The sequence below is a fragment of the Aurantibacter sp. UH7 genome, assembly GCF_056839165.1.
Genome location: NZ_CM166388.1, coordinates 2043866 through 2061973 on the forward strand (window position 1 = coordinate 2043866; position 18108 = coordinate 2061973).

General features: G+C 33.1%; 13 protein-coding genes and 1 tRNA gene. 7 read left to right on the forward strand and 7 right to left on the reverse strand.

The window, feature by feature from the left end; genetic code table 11:
* Window positions 1-95: 95 nt before the first annotated feature.
* Window positions 96-482: a DUF423 domain-containing protein gene (locus UH7x_RS08700; RefSeq protein WP_482363336.1), complete on the forward strand. Its 387-nt coding sequence runs from the start codon at window positions 96-98 to the stop codon at window positions 480-482.
* A gap of 312 nt (window positions 483-794) precedes the next feature.
* Window positions 795-2921, forward strand: a complete 2127-nt coding sequence (locus tag UH7x_RS08705; RefSeq protein WP_482363337.1) for a hybrid sensor histidine kinase/response regulator — start codon at window positions 795-797, stop codon at window positions 2919-2921.
* An 18-nt stretch (window positions 2922-2939) separates the two neighbouring features.
* Here the strand turns inward: UH7x_RS08705 and UH7x_RS08710 are convergent, their stop codons facing one another.
* The 5 genes from UH7x_RS08710 to UH7x_RS08730 form a co-directional block, all read right to left on the reverse strand.
* Window positions 2940-4469: a carboxypeptidase-like regulatory domain-containing protein gene (locus UH7x_RS08710; protein WP_482363338.1), complete on the reverse strand. Its 1530-nt coding sequence runs from the start codon at window positions 4467-4469 to the stop codon at window positions 2940-2942.
* A gap of 232 nt (window positions 4470-4701) precedes the next feature.
* Window positions 4702-4854, reverse strand: a complete 153-nt coding sequence (locus UH7x_RS08715; protein ID WP_482363339.1) for a hypothetical protein — start codon at window positions 4852-4854, stop codon at window positions 4702-4704.
* Window positions 4855-4861: 7 nt separating this feature from the next.
* Entirely contained in the window at window positions 4862-7078 is a 2217-nt protein-coding gene (gene feoB, locus UH7x_RS08720) for a ferrous iron transport protein B (RefSeq protein WP_482363340.1), read from the reverse strand.
* Window positions 7071-7316: a FeoA family protein gene (locus tag UH7x_RS08725; protein WP_482363341.1), complete on the reverse strand. Its 246-nt coding sequence runs from the start codon at window positions 7314-7316 to the stop codon at window positions 7071-7073. Before UH7x_RS08725 ends, feoB begins: the two co-directional genes overlap by 8 nt.
* A 146-nt stretch (window positions 7317-7462) precedes the next feature.
* Entirely contained in the window at window positions 7463-8146 is a 684-nt protein-coding gene (locus UH7x_RS08730) for an SCO family protein (protein WP_482363342.1), read from the reverse strand.
* Between the two features lie 159 nt (window positions 8147-8305).
* Between UH7x_RS08730 and rseP the strand changes: the two genes are divergently transcribed.
* The 4 genes from rseP (at window position 8306) to UH7x_RS08750 (ending at window position 13805) form a co-directional block, all read left to right on the forward strand.
* Complete coding sequence (rseP, locus tag UH7x_RS08735; protein WP_482363343.1) at window positions 8306-9664, forward strand: RIP metalloprotease RseP; 1359 nt, start codon at window positions 8306-8308, stop codon at window positions 9662-9664.
* Between the two features lie 75 nt (window positions 9665-9739).
* Window positions 9740-9813 (forward strand) — tRNA-Asn (locus UH7x_RS08740).
* A 278-nt stretch (window positions 9814-10091) separates the two neighbouring features.
* Complete coding sequence (locus UH7x_RS08745) at window positions 10092-12374, forward strand: c-type cytochrome (protein ID WP_482363344.1); 2283 nt, start codon at window positions 10092-10094, stop codon at window positions 12372-12374.
* A gap of 42 nt (window positions 12375-12416) precedes the next feature.
* Complete coding sequence (locus UH7x_RS08750) at window positions 12417-13805, forward strand: enolase C-terminal domain-like protein (protein ID WP_482363345.1); 1389 nt, start codon at window positions 12417-12419, stop codon at window positions 13803-13805.
* 73 nt (window positions 13806-13878) lie between these two features.
* Here UH7x_RS08750 and UH7x_RS08755 read toward each other — a convergent pair whose 3' ends face one another.
* Together UH7x_RS08755 and UH7x_RS08760 are read right to left on the reverse strand one after the other, a co-directional pair.
* Window positions 13879-14727, reverse strand: a complete 849-nt coding sequence (locus UH7x_RS08755; RefSeq protein WP_482363346.1) for a polysaccharide deacetylase family protein — start codon at window positions 14725-14727, stop codon at window positions 13879-13881.
* 180 nt (window positions 14728-14907) lie between these two features.
* Window positions 14908-16710: a hypothetical protein gene (locus UH7x_RS08760; protein WP_482363347.1), complete on the reverse strand. Its 1803-nt coding sequence runs from the start codon at window positions 16708-16710 to the stop codon at window positions 14908-14910.
* Between the two features lie 177 nt (window positions 16711-16887).
* On the opposite strand from UH7x_RS08760, the gene UH7x_RS08765 reads away from it, so the two are divergent.
* Window positions 16888-18099, forward strand: a complete 1212-nt coding sequence (locus tag UH7x_RS08765) for a hypothetical protein (protein ID WP_482363348.1) — start codon at window positions 16888-16890, stop codon at window positions 18097-18099.
* Window positions 18100-18108: the final 9 nt, after the last annotated feature.

Consider the following 18108-nt stretch of genomic DNA (forward strand, 5'->3'; position numbering starts at 1 on the left):
AGTAGTTTTTCAATTTTATAAAATCAAACTATGATGTAGTTCAAAATACATTTTAGGTATTTTAGTACTTTTTACTATTCATATAATTATATTTTATGGTTTTATTGGCACAATTTATTGGCGCACTGTTTGGATTTTTAGCAGTAATATTTGGTGCCTTCGGCGCACATATGTTAAAAAAAACATTTACTGAAGAACAATTAAATAGTTTCGAGACCGGTGTGAAATATCAAATGTATCATGCGCTTTTATTATTAATTCTAAGTTTCAATTTAAATTTAGAAACGGCACTTGAAAGAAATATGATTTACTGTTTTATAATAGGTACTTTTTTGTTTTCATTCAGTATTTATGGTCTTTGCCTTAGTGCCGCCAAAGGAAAAAAATTGAGTTTTCTTGGTCCAATAACGCCACTCGGAGGCTTGTTATTAGTTATAGGCTGGGGGATTTTACTTTATCGTATTATTAAGAATTTTATATAATAGTTGTAAAATCCTACATAAAACCTTGTAAAACATGGTAAATATGTAGTATTGTTCTGTTTTGTTTAAGTATTTTTTTACGTATCTTACTTCTTATTAGAAAAGTGCCCCTGTTTTATGTAGGTAAAATGTTTTCACATTTTTCTTTTTAAGGCGCTAAATATATTTTATTTCTGAAATATTTAGTGAATTTGAAATTCAAGTTGGGTTATTAATCTTTAATTTATGATGCAACGCTACAAATACCGAAAATTATACTTCTTCTTTCTGTTTATAGGCTTAATAACAGTCCATGCTCAAAATAGCGTTATTTTGAACAAAGAATTAGACTCTATATTGGCAATTGCTATGGAAAGAGTTAATACACAAAATTACTTCCAATCTTTAAAGTTAGCAGAGCAGGTTAAGAAATTAGCTATTCAGAATAATGAAACCTATTATCTAGCCTTAGCAGAAGATTTAATAGCAGGTGCCTACACAGATTTATATGATTATAAGAAAGCAGAGTTTTATCAGTTAAAATCTATTGAGCATAGTAAGGAATTGAAAGATTCAAATCTCCTTGCGATAGGCTATTCAAACCTCGCTCATGCATATATGCTGGCAAATAATTTTGGAAAGAGCAACGAGAGTATCAAAATAGCCGAAGCAATAAATGTTGAAAACAAGTACAATACACTCTTGTATACCTACGAGACAAAAGTAATGTCGTTTTATAAACAAGGAATGTTCGATTCACTAGTGAAAGAATCGAAATCGGCACTTAAATACTTGGAAACCAGAAAAAGTAGCAGGTTATTAGATTCTAATTTCGTGCCAAATGATTGGACAAGGATGATGGATGAAAGATTGTTAATGACTTTCGAGCTCTATCTCTCTTATGGTTCGTTTGAGACCAATAAAGAAATAGAGGAAGCAAACAGTATTTTAAATAAGCATAAGGATAAAAAGTTAGAAGATATTCTTTATAAAAGTGTCAGGGTTTATGAAAACTATTATAGAATTAATCAATATAAGGCGCAGTATTTTTTAAATCTACCGGTGCGCCAAAACGATTCAATAGCATACTACGAGAAAAAAGAAGAAGAGTATTATTATGCAACTATCGATTATTTAAGTAAATCTTCGAATTATACTAATAATTACTTAACACAAGCCCTTGAGAGTGAGAATAAGGCAGAACAATTACAATTAATAGCAGAAAATAGAATTAAGGAGGATGAATTCAACGGGAGGCTTATATATTTATTAAGTTTTTTAGTCTTATTGGCCTTAGCTTTTGTTGGGTATTATAAACGTGCAAATTCAGCGGTTAAAAAAGTTAATGCTTCATTAGATGAAGCTAATTTAAATTTAAAAAATCTGTATTTAAATCGCGACCAGTTCTTAGCTGTAGTAAGCAATGAAATACGTACACCTTTGTACATGCTAGAGCAGCTTATAGAAACGGTGCCACTTAACGATTTTGAAATAGAAGATGAACTAGTGTTGGCTAATTATTCCTTGTTAAACTTAAGGCATTCAATAGATAATTCTTTACAGTACTCTCAATTGAATTATTTTAATAATACTAATGATTTAAATAATCGTCCTGTAAACTTGAAGGACCTTTTGGATGAATTAAAAATGAATTATCGTTCATTATTAATTGCAAACCGTGTAGAACTTACAATTATTTACAGCGGGGAAAATTCTATTTATAATGTTGAACGCTCTAAATTGGCTCTAGTTCTGAATAATCTGCTTAAAAATGCTATTGAGAAAGATCATGTTTCTAGGGTGGCATTAAAAGTTATTGAGAGTCCAATCGGACAGGTAGAATCTTTACTCACTTTTTGTGTTTGGGACAACGCTGAATTAATTGCTAGTGAGAAATTAAATTATATAGAAAAAGGTGATTTTGTAATTGATGAAGATAATATTACAAAGGGTATAAAATTAGGGCTAATCTTAAGTAATCAATTACTAGCATTATATAATTCTAAATTGAAATTCTCTGGTGATAAACAACATAATTTGGTGTCTTTTGATTTAAAATTAGCTGCTTCCAATAAAGCAAAATTAGTTTCCAAATTAGCTAAATCTAAAAGACGGAGTATTCTGTATGTTGATGATAATCAGGTTAATTTATTTGCTTTTAATAAAATAATAGGCTCTTTAGATTATACGTGCGACGCCGTAAGTTCAGAAAGTGCATTAAAAAAGGTTGCAGAAAAAAGTTACGATCTTGTTTTAATTGATGTAGATGAAAATGAAGCAGATTGTTTTAAAGGAGCACGTGAGATATGTAATTTTAATAATGCACTGTCAATAATTGCAATTGCTTCATTAAGTAAAGATATTGTGCTTAAAGAATGTAAAGAATACAGTTTAAAAGACGTTCTAACTAAGCCCGTAGATATAAAAGAATTAAGTAGAGCCTTGGTTAAATATGCTTAGTGAAGGGAGTTAAGTGCTTTAGTTGTCAGCCGTAGCTGTAAATTCTTTTATGGCTTGATTGGGTTCAATAATATTATATCCACTCCAGAATTCCGCATTATACGATGGTAAATAAGTAGGCAGAATATCTTTCTTTTCTTTGAATGATTCAAAACTAGATTCGCTAATATTTTCAGTATCAAAAATTACAACTTCGTTCTTATCGATATTTCTAAAAGCAAAATCAATATTTCCAGAAAGTTCATTTTGTTTATTTCTCCCTTTTACAACTTTATTTAATTCTATAATCTTTAGTGGGCGATCAACAGCCATTCTCATTCCGTTTTCAGATTCTAAATAACGCAAGCTGTACTTGCCGTCATTCCCTTTCGAAAAGATGATTTTTCCTTTTGATAAATACTCATCAGAAGATAAACCTAACAGTTTAAAGGTCTTTATAGATTTTACATTATCATAGTCTACCCGTATAAGGGCAAAGTCATCAGCATTAACATACAAACGTCCTTTGTAGTCTTCAGAGCGTTTCGGAATAAAATCAATAACATAAACAGCATCATCTCCTAGGTAAGTAAATTCCTGGAGCGTAAATTCATAACGCCCAGATTTTCGTAAAAAGTTAAGGTCCGTGTCATCTGTTATAGGTAGGTTGTTAAAGATTTTACCCAAAGTTTTTCGTCTATAATTAGTAAAATTTTTTTTGCGTTCTTCTTCAAACTTTTTAGTTTCAGCCAATTGCTCATTTACAGCTGCCACATCAGTAGAATCTACTTCTTCTTCAAAGATTTCATCACTATCTAATTTAGTACCAAAAAGTCCAGATTTTATCTTAAAATAGGAATCTGTTTTAATATTCTTTTTAAGAATTTCATTAAACTTTTCCTCAACTTTAGCAAAATCGAGTTCCATGTTTTTGTCGTATAATTCGGAAGCTTTAATTAAATTAAGCTTTTGTTTTTCTTCGTCATAATCGCCATAGAGGTCTCCTAAAATTTCGGTGTAATAGCTGTTGTTTTCAGGAATACCATTAATAATGCTATCCAGAAATTTTCTATTGAGTTCTTTTATTGTAGATTTTTTCAGTGTGAAATCAGATTTTAGCATCCGCTGAAAAGAAGACCTTCTGTAGAATAATCTTTTTTTAGTAAGATCAAAATTGTAGTTTTTTTCAATGTTATCATTTACGAGGTCTATAATTTCATCTGCAGCATAATTTTTATTACTAACTAAAACTTCTTTAAGTTCAATTGCACTTGGTGACATATAAATAAGTGCCTTATCAAAAGTGTTTAATGGGCGAGCAATAGACTCATAACCCATGCACGATATAAATAAAGTATCGGACTCTTTTGAGTTCTCTTCTAATAAAATACTAAATCTACCTTCCTCGTTAGTTATTGCACCTTTCTTATTGCTCCATTGCACGGTAACATAAGGAAGAGGTTTCTGAGTAACAGAATCAATTATTTTAGAACTAATTGTCTGCGCCTTAGTTTTCGAAATTGGAAAAGTGATGGAGAAAATTAATAACAAGAAAGTAATAATACGCATAAATGAGAGATTGGTTCAGAACAAAACAAAGAATAGCATTTTGAACTAGCCTGCTATTTTAGATTTTCTTAGGATGACTTTATTGTTTATTTAACTATCTAAGAATAAGGTCGATTAGTTTTTAAGCCAGACGATTAAGCTTATGAAATGTTACTGGAAAAAGATAAATTAGTTTTTATTTGTGGGATAAGTTAATAAAATAACAAACTTTTCGGCTAATATAAATAATGTGCTAATGGCAGCCACAATCACCGTCGTCACCACAATTTTTAGAGCTGTTCTTTTTAGAAGCGAAAAGTCTTTTGGGTAAAAAATATTTCTTAAACAAATAGCCAACTGCTAGCGCAAGAATGATATAGACTAGAACGGTTTGTATAATCTGCATTGTTTTTTTATTTAAGCGTTTGATATGCGATAAGAGCAACAATATAAGCAAAAATGGTCATGAATACCAGTTGTGCTATTGGCCATTTCCAAGTATTTGTTTCTCGTTTTACAATAGCTAAAGTACTCATGCATTGCATTGCAAAAGCATAAAATAATAGGAGTGAAATACCCGAGGCTAAATTAAATAATGGTTTGTTATTGTCTTGATTAATTTCTGCTGCCATACGATTTTTAATAGTTTCTTCTTCGTCACTACCAACACTATAGATAGTTGCTAAAGTTCCAACAAAAACCTCTCTAGCTGCAAAAGAAGTGATAACGGCGATGCCTATTTTCCAATCATACCCTAGTGGTTTTACAATGGGCTCTATAGCTTTACCCATGTAACCTATATAAGAGTGTTCCAATTTATAACTTGAAATTTCTTGTTCAATCGCTTTATTATAAAGTACTTTTTTCTGATGCTCAAGTGAGTCAGACAAAGCTTGTGGAGTAATGTTTGTTTCAATTTCACTTTTATAGCTTAATAAATGCGCTTCAATATTAGATTGGTGTAACTGAGGTAGTCCTTCTTTATTGATACGTTCTTGAACAATGGTCTCAGCATTTGTATATTTATCTGAACTTCCATTTGATCCTAAAAACCATAAAACTATAGAGATTGCTAATATTATTTTACCAGCTCCTAGTACGAAGCTTTTTGTTTTTTCCCAAACGGTATAAAACACATTTTTAGGTAATGGTAGTTTGTAATTAGGCATTTCCATTACAAAAAATGAACCGCTTTTAATCTTAAGAATTTTATTGAGTACCATAGCAGAAAAAATGGCCATACCGAATCCTAAAAGGTACAAAAGCATTAAAGTTAAAGCTTGATAGCTAAGCCCAAGTAGGTTGCCTTCTGGAATAACTAATGCAATAATTATTAAATACACAGGAAGTCGCGCAGAACAAGTAGTAAAAGGTACGACCAGTATTGTAATTAATCGTTCTTTCCAATTATCAATATTGCGGGTAGCCATTACCGCCGGAATAGCACAAGCTGTACCTGAAATTAAGGGAACAACGCTTTTGCCACTGAGGCCAAATGGACGCATTAAACGATCCATTAAGAATACAACACGACTCATATACCCCGACTCTTCTAAAATCGCTATAAAGAAGAATAAAAAAGCAATTTGAGGTATAAAAATAACAACGCCACCGATACCAGCTAAAACACCTTCAGCCAATAGGTCTGTAAGAGCACCCGCTGGCAATGTATTCTTAACCCACTCGCTAGCGCTTGCAAAATTTTCATCAATAAAGTCCATTGGGTAGCTACTCCAATCATAAATTGCCTGAAAAATAGTGAGCAATATGACAAAGAAAATAAGGTAACCAAAAATCTTATGCGTTAAAATTTTATCGAGACTAGCACGAAGCCCTTTTGCAGCCGAAATGTCTATTTTAAGGGTTTCTTTAAGTGAATCATTAATGAATTTATATCGCAGAACCGTTTCTCGATGCTGCATTTTTTTTAGTTCAGCTTTAGATTTTGTACTAAAAAGGGCATCCTCGTTTATCCTTTTTTTAGTAATCGGCATAAAGTTGACATCTTGAGTAATAACCAACCAAAGTTTATAAATATCTTCATTTGGAAATACTTTTTTTAATCGTTCAAAATATTCTGGAGCAATTTGAACGGTGTCAATATTTGAGGTAACTGGTAGATTTTTATAATCTGCAATAAGGGTTTTTATATTGTCTATTCCCGTTCCTTTTCGTGTACTTACTAAGGCGATTTTAGTATTTAATTTTGCTTCAAGAGCCGGTATGTCAAGGGTTATTCCCTTTTTAATCATGCGGTCTGCCATATTAATAACTAATATGGTAGGTACTTTTAAATCTTGTATTTGAGTAAAAAGTAGAAGATTTCTTTTTAAGTTTTCAATATCACTAACAACAATAGCAACATCTGGATAATCTTTGTCATTCTTGTTTAACAATAACTCTACAACAACGCTCTCATCTAATGATGTGGTGTTTAAGCTGTAAGTGCCGGGTAAATCTAGAATATGCGCTTTTACGCCCCTTGGCAACTTGCAAATACCCTCTTTTTTCTCAACCGTAATACCAGGGTAATTACCAACTTTTTGTTTTAATCCGGTTAGCGCATTAAAGACAGAAGTCTTCCCCGTATTAGGGTTACCTATAAGAGCTACATTAATTTGCTTACTCATTAGTGTTGGGATCTACAATGGTTAACTCTATTTGTGCTGCAACAGATTTACGTATTGCAATATGAGAGCCGCTAACATTAATATATATAGGATCTTTAAAAGGAGCAATGTGTAAAAGTTCAACAACATTTCCAGGTAAACAACCCATTTCTAGAAGTTTAATTGGTAATGCAGATACATCGAAATCTTTAATGATTCCTTTTTGTCCTTTTTTAAGGTTTGCGATTGTAGTTACCAATTTTTATTTAGATTGATTATAAGTAAGAGCAAAAGTAGCGTAAAATATTCTAAAAATTGGAATATAGGAGTATCTAATTTCGCAATATAAGAGGGCGTTTTTCGAAGCGATTAATAATTAGATACAATTTATTATTGCAAAGCCAATCAATCGTTCTGTTTTGAATATGAAGCTTTTAAAACTGATAAATCGGCCATTAATTTGTCGATTTCTTCAGATTTTGTACCATCATAAAAACCTCGAATTCTTTTTTCTTTATCAACCAGAATAAAATTTTCTGTGTGAATCATATCAAAAGGACCGCCATCACCAACCGATTGTACCGCGAGATAAGATTTACGAGCAAGATCATAAATTTGTTTTTTATCACCGGTAACTAAATTCCATTTACTATCATCAACTCCTTTTTCGAGGGCATATTTTTTAAGCTGTGCAACTGAGTCTATTTCTGGCGTAACCGTATGAGAGAGTAGTTTTACGGTTGAATCATTTTTAATTCTTTGCTGTATAAGCACCATATTGTTAGTCATTATAGGGCAAATTGTAGGGCATGTCGTAAAGAAAAAATCAGCAATATAGATTTTATCGTTGTAATCATTTTGAGTAATTACTTTCCCGTTCTGGTTGGTTAATTCGAAATCTGCAATGGTATGATATTTTCGAACATTTTGAATGGTACTGTCAACTAATTCAGTATTTACCATAGAGGGTTGGTAAATAGTTAAGGTTTCTTTAGGTTTTAAAGCATTATAAAACAGATAGATTATCACCACTGAAATAAAAAAAAAGACAATACCGAAAAGCTTAAATTTTGCAAAAAAATCGCGCATAATTTTTTTCACAAAGATACGCCAGACGATTAAGGCTTTCAAGTGAAAATATGATGGTAGCTGCTAAATCTTTGCTAAAAAAGACTGTGCCAGAGCAGTTTCTTTTTTTAAGCCATGTTAAAAGAGTACTTTTGTGCCTTCAAAATTTGATATATGGAGATGAGTCCGATACTTGTCAAAACTTTACAGTTTTTTCTTAGCCTTTCAATTTTAATAGTTCTTCATGAATTGGGGCATTTCATTCCGGCTAAATTGTTTAAAACAAGAGTTGAGAAATTCTACTTGTTCTTTGATGTGAAATTTTCACTATTTAAAAAGAAAATAGGAGAGACCGAATATGGTATTGGTTGGTTGCCTTTAGGTGGGTATGTTAAGATTTCAGGAATGATTGACGAAAGCATGGATACCGAAGCAATGAAAGAAGAACCCAAAGAATGGGAGTTTCGTTCTAAACCAGCATGGCAACGATTAATTATTATGTTAGGCGGAGTAACGGTGAACTTTGTGTTGGCAGTTGTTATTTTCATAGGCCTTGTTTTTGCTTATGGCGAAGAATTTATTCCTGCGGATAGCCTTAAAGACGGAATACTAGTAAACGATAAAACCTTAGGAGATAAATTGGGAATTCAAACAGGAGATAATATTTTAGCTGTTGATGGTACTCCTATTGAATCGCTTCAATATACATTGCCTGAGATTGTATATGGCGAAACAATGACTATTAAACGTGATGGAAAAACTTTCGACCAACCAATTCCGGTAGATTTTATTGAAACATTATCTGATAATAGAGATAATGCTAAGAATCTAATTAGTTTTAGAAGACCTTTTGTAGTAGCTGAAGTTTCTGAAGACTCGCCAAATATTGGTGTAGATTTTAAGAAGAATGATAAAGTACTTTCGATTAATGGTAAAACAGCAACGTATTTAGACCAAGCGGCTACTATTTTAGAAGATTATAAAGGGCAACAAGTAAATATTGCGGTACAAAGAGAAAATGGTGCTGTAGATACATTGCTAGCTGATGTAACTACTGAAGCAAAATTAGGTGTGGCTTTAGCTGGGAACAGCATAGCAGAATTAGCTGCGCTTGGTTCATTTGAAGTTGAAACAAAACGCTATACACTTTTAGAGTCTATACCTGCGGGTTGGAATAAAGGAGTTAAAACCTTGACGGATTATATTAAAGGGATGAAGAAAATCTTTAATCCTGATACTGGAGCTTATAAAGAAGTAGGTGGTTTTGCTGCTATTGGTGGTATGTTTCCAAAGACATGGGATTGGCCAGTTTTTTGGGGAACAACCGCTTTTATATCGATTATTTTGGCATTTATGAACATTTTACCCATTCCTGCATTAGATGGTGGGCATGTTATGTTTTTATTATATGAGATGGTCTCTGGTAGAAAACCAAGTGATAAATTTCTTGAATATGCCCAAATGACGGGCTTTTTCATCTTAATTGCTTTGTTATTATACGCGAATGGAAACGACCTTTATAAATATCTATTTAAATAGGATGTTTTTTTATTGGGGACAATAAAAAAAACATATATATTTGCAGCCGCTAAATAATTATTTAGTGGATTAAATTCCTCCTTAGCTCAGTTGGTTAGAGCATCTGACTGTTAATCAGAGGGTCCTAGGTTCGAGCCCTAGAGGAGGAGCAAAAAAAGCCAGTCGTACGACTGGTTTTTTTGTTTTCTACTAGTTTGTTAAGGGTATTAGCGGCGTTTTATCTCCTATCTAATTTCTTTAAAAAGCCCTTATTATAATGTTTTTGAAAGTTAATGCCTTGTGTGAAATTTCAAGAATTCTCTAAACTAAGTGATAAAAGTATTTGCAATGGATTAGTTTAAATATTATTGAATATCTTATACTATCTATTTGAGTGCATATGAAATTAAGAGTTACAATTCTCTGCATAACCGTCACTATCTTGTGTATGTTATCTGCTTGCAAAAACCCAGAGGTGGTAGATGAACATAGGCCTACAGATGTTTGGGCTTTTCGTTCTGTTTTAGATAAGAATCCTAGAATGTTGACCATTGCATTAGATTCTCAATTATATGTTGCCTACGACCTAGCACAATCGATTCTCTATAAAGCGTGGAAAGGCGGTGTTGCTATTGAAGGTGCCCCCTATACTGACAAGAAAAATATTCAGCCTACTTCGTGGGGTACTACTTATATTTCAGATAGTTTACTACAACAAAAGTGGGTTGTTTTGCAAGATGATACAAAGGAATATTCAAAAATTAGTAATAGGGGATATTCGTTTAAAGACAATCAGATTTATCTTGAATATACCCTAATCTTATCGGGGGGAGATACTATTTTGATAAAGGAGCGTCCTGAGTATATAGAAGGTCCTGAAGGTAAACCTGGACTTGAAAGATGGTTTAAAACGCAAGATGTACCGGAAGGGACTTCAATTTTTTTAGAACAAGGAAAGGAATCGTTTGCTTTAGCATCTAATGATATTAGTATTAAAACGGATTATTTCGATATTCTTCCAGAACAGTTTGCTCCAGATTTAAAATCATCATACGACCATCTTGGTAGACTATGGATCGATGAAAGCGACTGTTTCACATGTCATCAAATTGATGAGCCAGATGTAGGTCCTTCATTCTCCCAAATAGCACAACGCTATCCAAATAATAAGAAAACTTTTCAGCAACTAACTAAAAAAGTGCAATTGGGTGGTTCGGGTGCTTGGGGTGATAATGTTATGAATCCACATCCGCAGTTTGAGGATGCAGAAATAGGAGAAATGTTGGAATATATCCTTCAGTTAAAGAATGAAGAAACTGAGCCTTCTAAACCTTTCGTAAGAGATTTTACAATAGATGCTAAAATTTCTAAAGTTGCTCCGGGTAATGGAGCGCCTCTTGAATCAATACATCCAAGTTATGATTTAACCACCTTACATAATGATTCTATTAAGCCGAAAGTAGGTGGCTTGGCTTTTCTGCCAGATGGTAGGTTGTTATATACGACTTGGGATACCGAAGGTGGGGTGTACATTCTTGATGGATTTCAAAATGGTGATAGTACAAAGATTACAAACAAAAGAATAGCTGCGGGTTTACACGAACCTCTTGGAATAGAAGTTGTAGATGGCAGTATTTTCGTTTTGCAAAAACACGAGCTTACGCAGTTAATTGATAATAACGGGGATGAGATTATTGATGAGTACAAAGCTATTTGTAATACATGGCAAGTTACAGAAGATTTTCATGAATTCGCTTTCGGCTTAGTGTATGATGAAGGATATTTTTATGTTTCACTTTCAATGGCGATGCGTCTATTAAAAAGTGAAAAACAAAAGCTCGATCGTGGCAGAACCATAAAAATAGGCATGGATGGTAGCTATGAGCATCTTAATTATGGCTTAAGAACACCAAATGGCATTGGCTTAGGTGTCGATGGGGAACTTTTCGTGACAGACAATCAGGGGCAATGGTTGCCTGGAAATAAACTCATTCATGTTAAAAAAGGGCAATACAATGGTATGGCATGGGGGCTTTTAGATACATTACAAGGTGTTCCAAAAATGAATCCTCCCACGCTTTGGTTGCCAGGTACCGAAATTGCTAATTCTCCATCAGAACCAATTTTAATGCGAGATGGTCCTTATAAAGGACAAATGCTACATGGTGATGTTTGCCATGGTGGTATAAAACGTGATTTTCTTGAAAAAGTTAATAATGAGTATCAAGGAGCGGTATTTCGTTTTACTCAAGGTTTGGCAGCAGGAGTAAACCGATTATGTTGGGGGCCTGATGGTGCTCTTTATATAGGGGAAGTTGGAATGGTAGGAGGATGGACCTGGAAAGAAACTAAATATGGTTTACAAAGTATTAAGTATAATGGGGAATCGACATTTGAAATGTTGGCTGTCCGTGCGAAACCTAACGGATTTGAGATTGAGTTTACTGAGCCTTTGCATAATGATGTTACAATAGACCCTTCCGCTTTTTTTATAACCCAATGGTGGTATAAACCGACTTCTGCATACGGTGGACCTAAAAAAGATTTAGAGCGTTTATCGATAGCAAAAACCAGCCTGTCTCAGAATCGAACGAAACTATACTTGGAGCTTCCAGGACTTAAAAAGGAACATGTTGTATATTTAAGAATTCCCGAAGATCTTCAAAGTGCCAAAAATCACAAACTTTGGACAACGGAAACTTGGTATACTTTGAATGCCATTCCAGAATAAAGAAAACAATAAGTATCAATAATTATAAGTAAACAAAAATTCATGAAGCGTAGAGACTTTATAAATAAAACATCAGCAGCTACGGCTTTAGGTGCTATGGGCTTGCCATTATCATTAGAATTATCAGCAAAAGAGCGCGCTATAGCAACAAAAATAAATATCAAGAATACGAGTTCAAATTTCGATAGAAATTCACTTACTCCGTACCGTTTTGGTGGGGGTGCGGTAACTCAGCTTTGGCAGTCTGCTGCCTATTTGCAAAGTGATACTGGCGTCTCAAAAGTAGGTCTAGGAACTCAAAGTCCGCTTTGGTCTGATGGTCGAGTTGCTCGTGCCAATTCGGAAAATGGTGCGAATGCTTTAATGTTTGCTATGAGTGGAAGGGCGTTACAATTGATAAAAGGAAATTCATTTACGGATCCTATACAATTGCTCGACGATATTTTACCTGAAGTACATGCGTATGGTAAAAAAATAACTGGTGAGTCCGACCTCAGAAAAACCTTTGCGCTTAACTCCTTAGTTGCTGTAGATAATGCTGCTTGGCTGTTATACGCTCATGAAAATAATATGAAGACTTTTGATGAGATGATACCAGAGCAATACCGCCCGGGACTATCACATAGGCATGAAAAAGTGGCAAGTATACCTTCGTTTCCAGTAGGAACGGATATTGAAAAAATAAAAACTGCTGCTGACGAAGGTTATTTTATAATGAAATTGAAAATGGGTGCCAAGGGTACTCAAAAAGAAATGTTGGCCAAGGATATGGAATTCTTGTCTAACGTACATAAATCGATTGGACATTACGAAACACCGCATACCAGAGATGGTAAAATTCCTTATTATGTTGATCCAAATGGAAGGTATGAATCTAAGGAAACGCTACTGCGCTTTTTAGATCATGCTAAAAAGATTGGTGCCTTCGACCAGATTGCAGTTATTGAAGAACCGTTGGCGATAAGTGATGAATCTTTTGTTGGAGATTTAGGTGTTACTATTGCAGCAGATGAAAGTGCACATGCTGTTGAGGATGCTATCATTCGAATGGAGCAAGGTTATGGTACAATAGTCGTAAAAGCGATTGCTAAGACCTTAAGTATGACGATGAAAATTGTGCAGGCTTGTCATGAAAGAAAAGTACCTTGCTTTAGTGCAGATTTGACTGTGAACCCAATTTTAGTAGATTGGAATAAATCAATCGCTGCCCGTTTAGCGCCACTTCCTAATATGGATATCGGACTTTTAGAAACTAACGGACATCAATTCTATAATAATTGGGATAAAATGGAATCTTATCACCCAAGAGCAGGAGCAGAATGGACACAAACTAAAAATGGAGTATACGAAACTGGTAAATCTTTTTACGAAGAAAGCGCAGGTATATTTTTGCCATCAAAGCATTATACGGATTTATTCAAAGAGATTTAGATATAGAAATAAACTTAAATGATAAACAAAAAAGGTAGTCATATGACTAGCTTTTTTGTTTATCAGTACTACGCTATTTAATAATATCCTTATAACTAATAAGTTGTATTCCTTTTTCTAATATCTTGTCTTTTACTTTTTGATTAGTAAAAATTGAAGTTACATCTTGTCTGTGTTGCGCTACATCTTCATAACCGATATGTGATATTGCTTGCAATTCTTGATTGTCTATTCCTGGGTGCTCAACAAACAGATACGTTTTATTTGGTTCTAAAGTATCTAACATGTTTAGAAAACTTTGTAATCTACCCTCATAATTTTTTGGTGTTGCATCGTATTTTGGTCTTTGTATATTATATTCACTCGTGTCATACAACAGACCATATTCTTTAGCTATTTTTTTGGTCATTGCATTAACAGCTTCACTCAAATGTGAACAACCCATGTGTGCCGAAATATGACTAATTCGTGGAATATATTTTAGTCCAAGTTCAATTTGTGCTCTAAATTCTTTTTCTACATCTTCAATTCTCCATTCGTTTTCATGAATAGATTCGTTGGGATAATTTGGGTTGGTAAAAACCATAGGGTAAAAATATCCGTCTTCATTTTTTAGACTTGAACAATCTGAAATTGGCCTCCATTTAATATTGTCCCATTCACTTGTTAAAGTTAAATGAATACCAATATCTATATTTGGATTTTCTTGAAGCATTTCTACGGCCTCAGGAAACCACGGCGATGGAACTATAACTTCAATGGCAGTTTCTATTCCTTCTTTATAACTTTGAATTAAAGCAAGATTGCCAGAATGTGAATAACCCATATCATCCCCTCTAACAATTAGTTTAGGACCTATTTTTTGAGAGGACCCAAAAGAAATTGACATAATCGCCAGAATGAGAAATAGTTTGTTAGCCATAAACCTTTAATTAAAATAAAATGCGGTGTCGATTTTAAACTATGTCAATTTACAATTTTGGAATAAGAAGATTGTTTTGAGCTTACTAAAAGAGATTGGATTTTATGATAATTATTTTGTCATAAAAAATAGCCAGTAGTATCACTGGCTATATAGTTGCTATAAAGTAGTAATACTATCCTAGTAGGCCATAATCTCAATATCATTGGTTAATTCATTTAAAATAAATTCGCATTCTTCTAATTGCGCAAAAATTGTATTGTAAGAAGTGTTCTTCATAGCTTCTTGTTTATTAAACAATTTCTGGTAATATAGAATGCCATTGTTGAGATTGCTGCCAAAAGTCAATAATTGTTTTCTGCGCTTTTCGGTAGGTGAAATTTTGTTTTCAGCAATTTGTTCTTTATAAAATTCCAGATAGATATATAATTCTTTAATAAACATGTTTGGGCGATCTTCACGTGAAATTATATTTGTTCTTCCATAGATATGGTCTATCATATCTGATAGTGGAGTAATCTTTGAGAAATATGCCATATTCGGACCAGGGCATATAGATACGCCTTCACCTTCTATTTTTGTGTCTAAATTATAAGCCAATAGGGCAGAAGTGCCAAGGCCTACACAAGTACATGATTTTTCGGTGATTTTATGATAATGATAATCGTATTCCGATTTTGATAAACCTTGACTATCTAACTCTTTTAATTTCTGATTTTGATATTGTCGCGAAGCGGTGCAAAGTCCCTTTTCATTAAAATCTTTATTTAATGCAACAAATTTTTTCGGACAGGGACTTCCAGGTTTCCCATCTAGAATTCGGGCTGTTTTTTCTTCATCTTTAGTATTTCCTTTTAAGCTGTGAAATGGTATGCCAAGGGGAGAAATATTACTTAAATAAAGGTCATCTTCTTTCGCGGTAGCAAGTTTGTTTAATGTTTCTGTATCTACAGTTGTAGCTTCGGGAACTAAAAGAAAGGCAGAGCCCCAACCCACAGAGTCTACTTCGTATTCATTAAGTAAAAATTCGTGCTCTTCATTAGTGCCTACACCACCTTGTGCAGAAATTTTTAATGTCATTATATCTTCAGGAATAACACGTTCTTTTTGTTCAAGTGCTCCAATATATAACTCGTATACCGTATCTATCAATTCTTGCTTATTATCCTTAAATTGCTGTAAAATGGGTCCCATTAAATAGCCGTCTGTGGCGAAAGCATGTCCTCCGCAATTAAGGCCAGATTCTATTCTGTATTCAGATACCCAAATTCCTTTCTTTGCTAAAAACTTGCCTTGAATAATTGCTGAACGATAGTCGCTTACTTTTAAAACTATTTTCTTTTTAATGTATCCATTAGCATCGGGGTAGAAATCATCGAATTTTTCTAAATAGCTATAGAGTCTTGGGTTCATTCCTGCAGAAAGAATTACTGAAGAATGTAAATTGCTATTTGCGTAGCCTCTAAGAGCGGCATGTGCATCGTTAAATTCAGTAGCGAGTTTCTCTTTTTTAACATAATTATCCTTATCAACCTTCGTCATTATATTAACGTCTATGCTTCCCATTGGCATGCGATCTTTAACCCAGTCTTTAATTTCATCTATGGTATTGCGACTCTTAGAAAGCTGATAAAACTCTTGTTTGAAATTAGATGAGTCTGGCAAAGCATTAAAATATTCCTTAATATCTGAAACAGTTTCGGTAGTCGTATTTTTAAATTCTTCAAATTTCTCTTGAGCTAGATTCTGTATTGTGTCAAGATATGAAGTTATTCGTTTTGCTCTAAAGTCCTCTAGTTTATCGGTAATCTCATTGTAAGGAAGATTGTATTTATTACAGTACATTTTTCGAAGCTTCTCGAGTAGGATATCATCAACCAATGAAATAACGGAGTCAATTCCGTATTGCGAGACTTTTAAAGGAGAGTCAATTGTAAAACCAATGCCCATTACAGGAATGTGAAAGGAATGTGCGTATGCCATAAGAAGCTAATTTTGTAAAGACTTAAATCTTAATTTGCTGAATTGTCTAAAGTTTAAGCTATCAAAATTGCAATTTCCATAATGGTTAAAATATGATTTTTATCAGCTTAATGATAAAATTGTCATTTTGTAGTTGTCGCAAAAGATTCAAGTATTTAGCTAAATTGCCATGATATTATGATGAGTTTAAAACCACATATTAAAACAGCCTTCTCCTATTTTTTAATAGCAGCAATATTAGGTGTAGTCTTACGGTCTTTTCTCGTTTTTGATATTCCAATAACCTATAAATTCATTGTGCATACTCATTCACATATTGCTTTATTAGGTTGGGTTTATACGGCATTAACTTCCATAATATATCTATTATTTATTCAAAGTTCTGAGTTGGATAAAAAGTATAAAAGAATATTTTGGTTTACACAGGTTACTTTAATTGGGATGTTGTTTACATTTCCTTTTACAGGTTATGCATTGTTTTCTATAATTTTTTCAACCTTATTTTTATTCGCTTCCTACTGGTTTTATGGATTCTTCTTAAAACATACTTCTCCGTTGATTAAGAAAACCAAATCGTACATATGTGTAAAAAATGCCTTGTTATATATGGTGATTTCTAGCTTAGGTCCATGGGTTTTGGGAGTTATAATGAATACTTTAGGTACAGGGTCTATTTGGTATCGTTTGGCCATATATTTTTACCTCCATTTTCAATATAATGGATGGATGATTTTAGCACTCTTGGGCTTATTTATTTTTATAGCAGAACGGCAACAGTTTTATATTTCGAACAGAGGTTTTAAACGCTTCTTTTTGGTTTTTAATCTGGGTATTTTGTTTTCCTTTTTTTTGTCTACTTTATTTACAAAACCCTTTGTGGCTTTATACGTAATAGGAGGTATTGCTGCAGTATTACAATTGGTAGGATTAGTTTTGTTGATTAAAATATTCAATGGAAGTAATGGTTCTTCAAAAATATTTAATTCCACTTTTCATTTCAGATTACTGCAAATAATTGTGGTCTTATTGGCTTTTAAAATGCTGTTGCAATTAATATCATCAATACCATATTTTGCAAGTTTAGCTTCAGCAATACTTGATTTTACAATTGGCTATTTACATCTTACTTTTTTGGGTGTAGTTACTATTGCTATTTTTCTTTTAATCGATTATTATAAGTTGATTATAATTTCAAAGCGTGCCTTCAATTTATATCTTGTTGCCTTTATGTTTACAGAAATATTAATATTTTACAAAGGCATAGTAGCATGGCAAAATTTACCGCTGTTCGAGAATTATCTAACCATACTTTGGATAATAAGTTTATGTATTCCTATTAGCTTAGTTTTAATTTTGATTAAATCGAAATCATTAGATATACATTCTTAATTTTTATAG

Excerpts from the sequence above, each read along its gene's own strand:
- UH7x_RS08750 (WP_482363345.1), top strand. The coding sequence starts at position 12,417 with ATGAAGCGTAGAGACTTTATAAATAAAACATCAGCAGCTACGGCTTTA.
- UH7x_RS08700 (WP_482363336.1), top strand. The coding sequence starts at position 96 with ATGGTTTTATTGGCACAATTTATTGGCGCACTGTTTGGATTTTTAGCA.
- UH7x_RS08715 (WP_482363339.1), bottom strand. The coding sequence starts at position 4,854 with ATGCAGATTATACAAACCGTTCTAGTCTATATCATTCTTGCGCTAGCA.
- rseP (WP_482363343.1), top strand. The coding sequence starts at position 8,306 with ATGAGTCCGATACTTGTCAAAACTTTACAGTTTTTTCTTAGCCTTTCA.
- UH7x_RS08765 (WP_482363348.1), top strand. The coding sequence starts at position 16,888 with ATGATGAGTTTAAAACCACATATTAAAACAGCCTTCTCCTATTTTTTA.
- UH7x_RS08755 (WP_482363346.1), bottom strand. The coding sequence starts at position 14,727 with ATGGCTAACAAACTATTTCTCATTCTGGCGATTATGTCAATTTCTTTT.
- feoB (WP_482363340.1), bottom strand. The coding sequence starts at position 7,078 with ATGAGTAAGCAAATTAATGTAGCTCTTATAGGTAACCCTAATACGGGG.
- UH7x_RS08730 (WP_482363342.1), bottom strand. The coding sequence starts at position 8,146 with ATGCGCGATTTTTTTGCAAAATTTAAGCTTTTCGGTATTGTCTTTTTT.
- UH7x_RS08745 (WP_482363344.1), top strand. The coding sequence starts at position 10,092 with ATGTTATCTGCTTGCAAAAACCCAGAGGTGGTAGATGAACATAGGCCT.
- UH7x_RS08760 (WP_482363347.1), bottom strand. The coding sequence starts at position 16,710 with ATGGCATACGCACATTCCTTTCACATTCCTGTAATGGGCATTGGTTTT.
- UH7x_RS08710 (WP_482363338.1), bottom strand. The coding sequence starts at position 4,469 with ATGCGTATTATTACTTTCTTGTTATTAATTTTCTCCATCACTTTTCCA.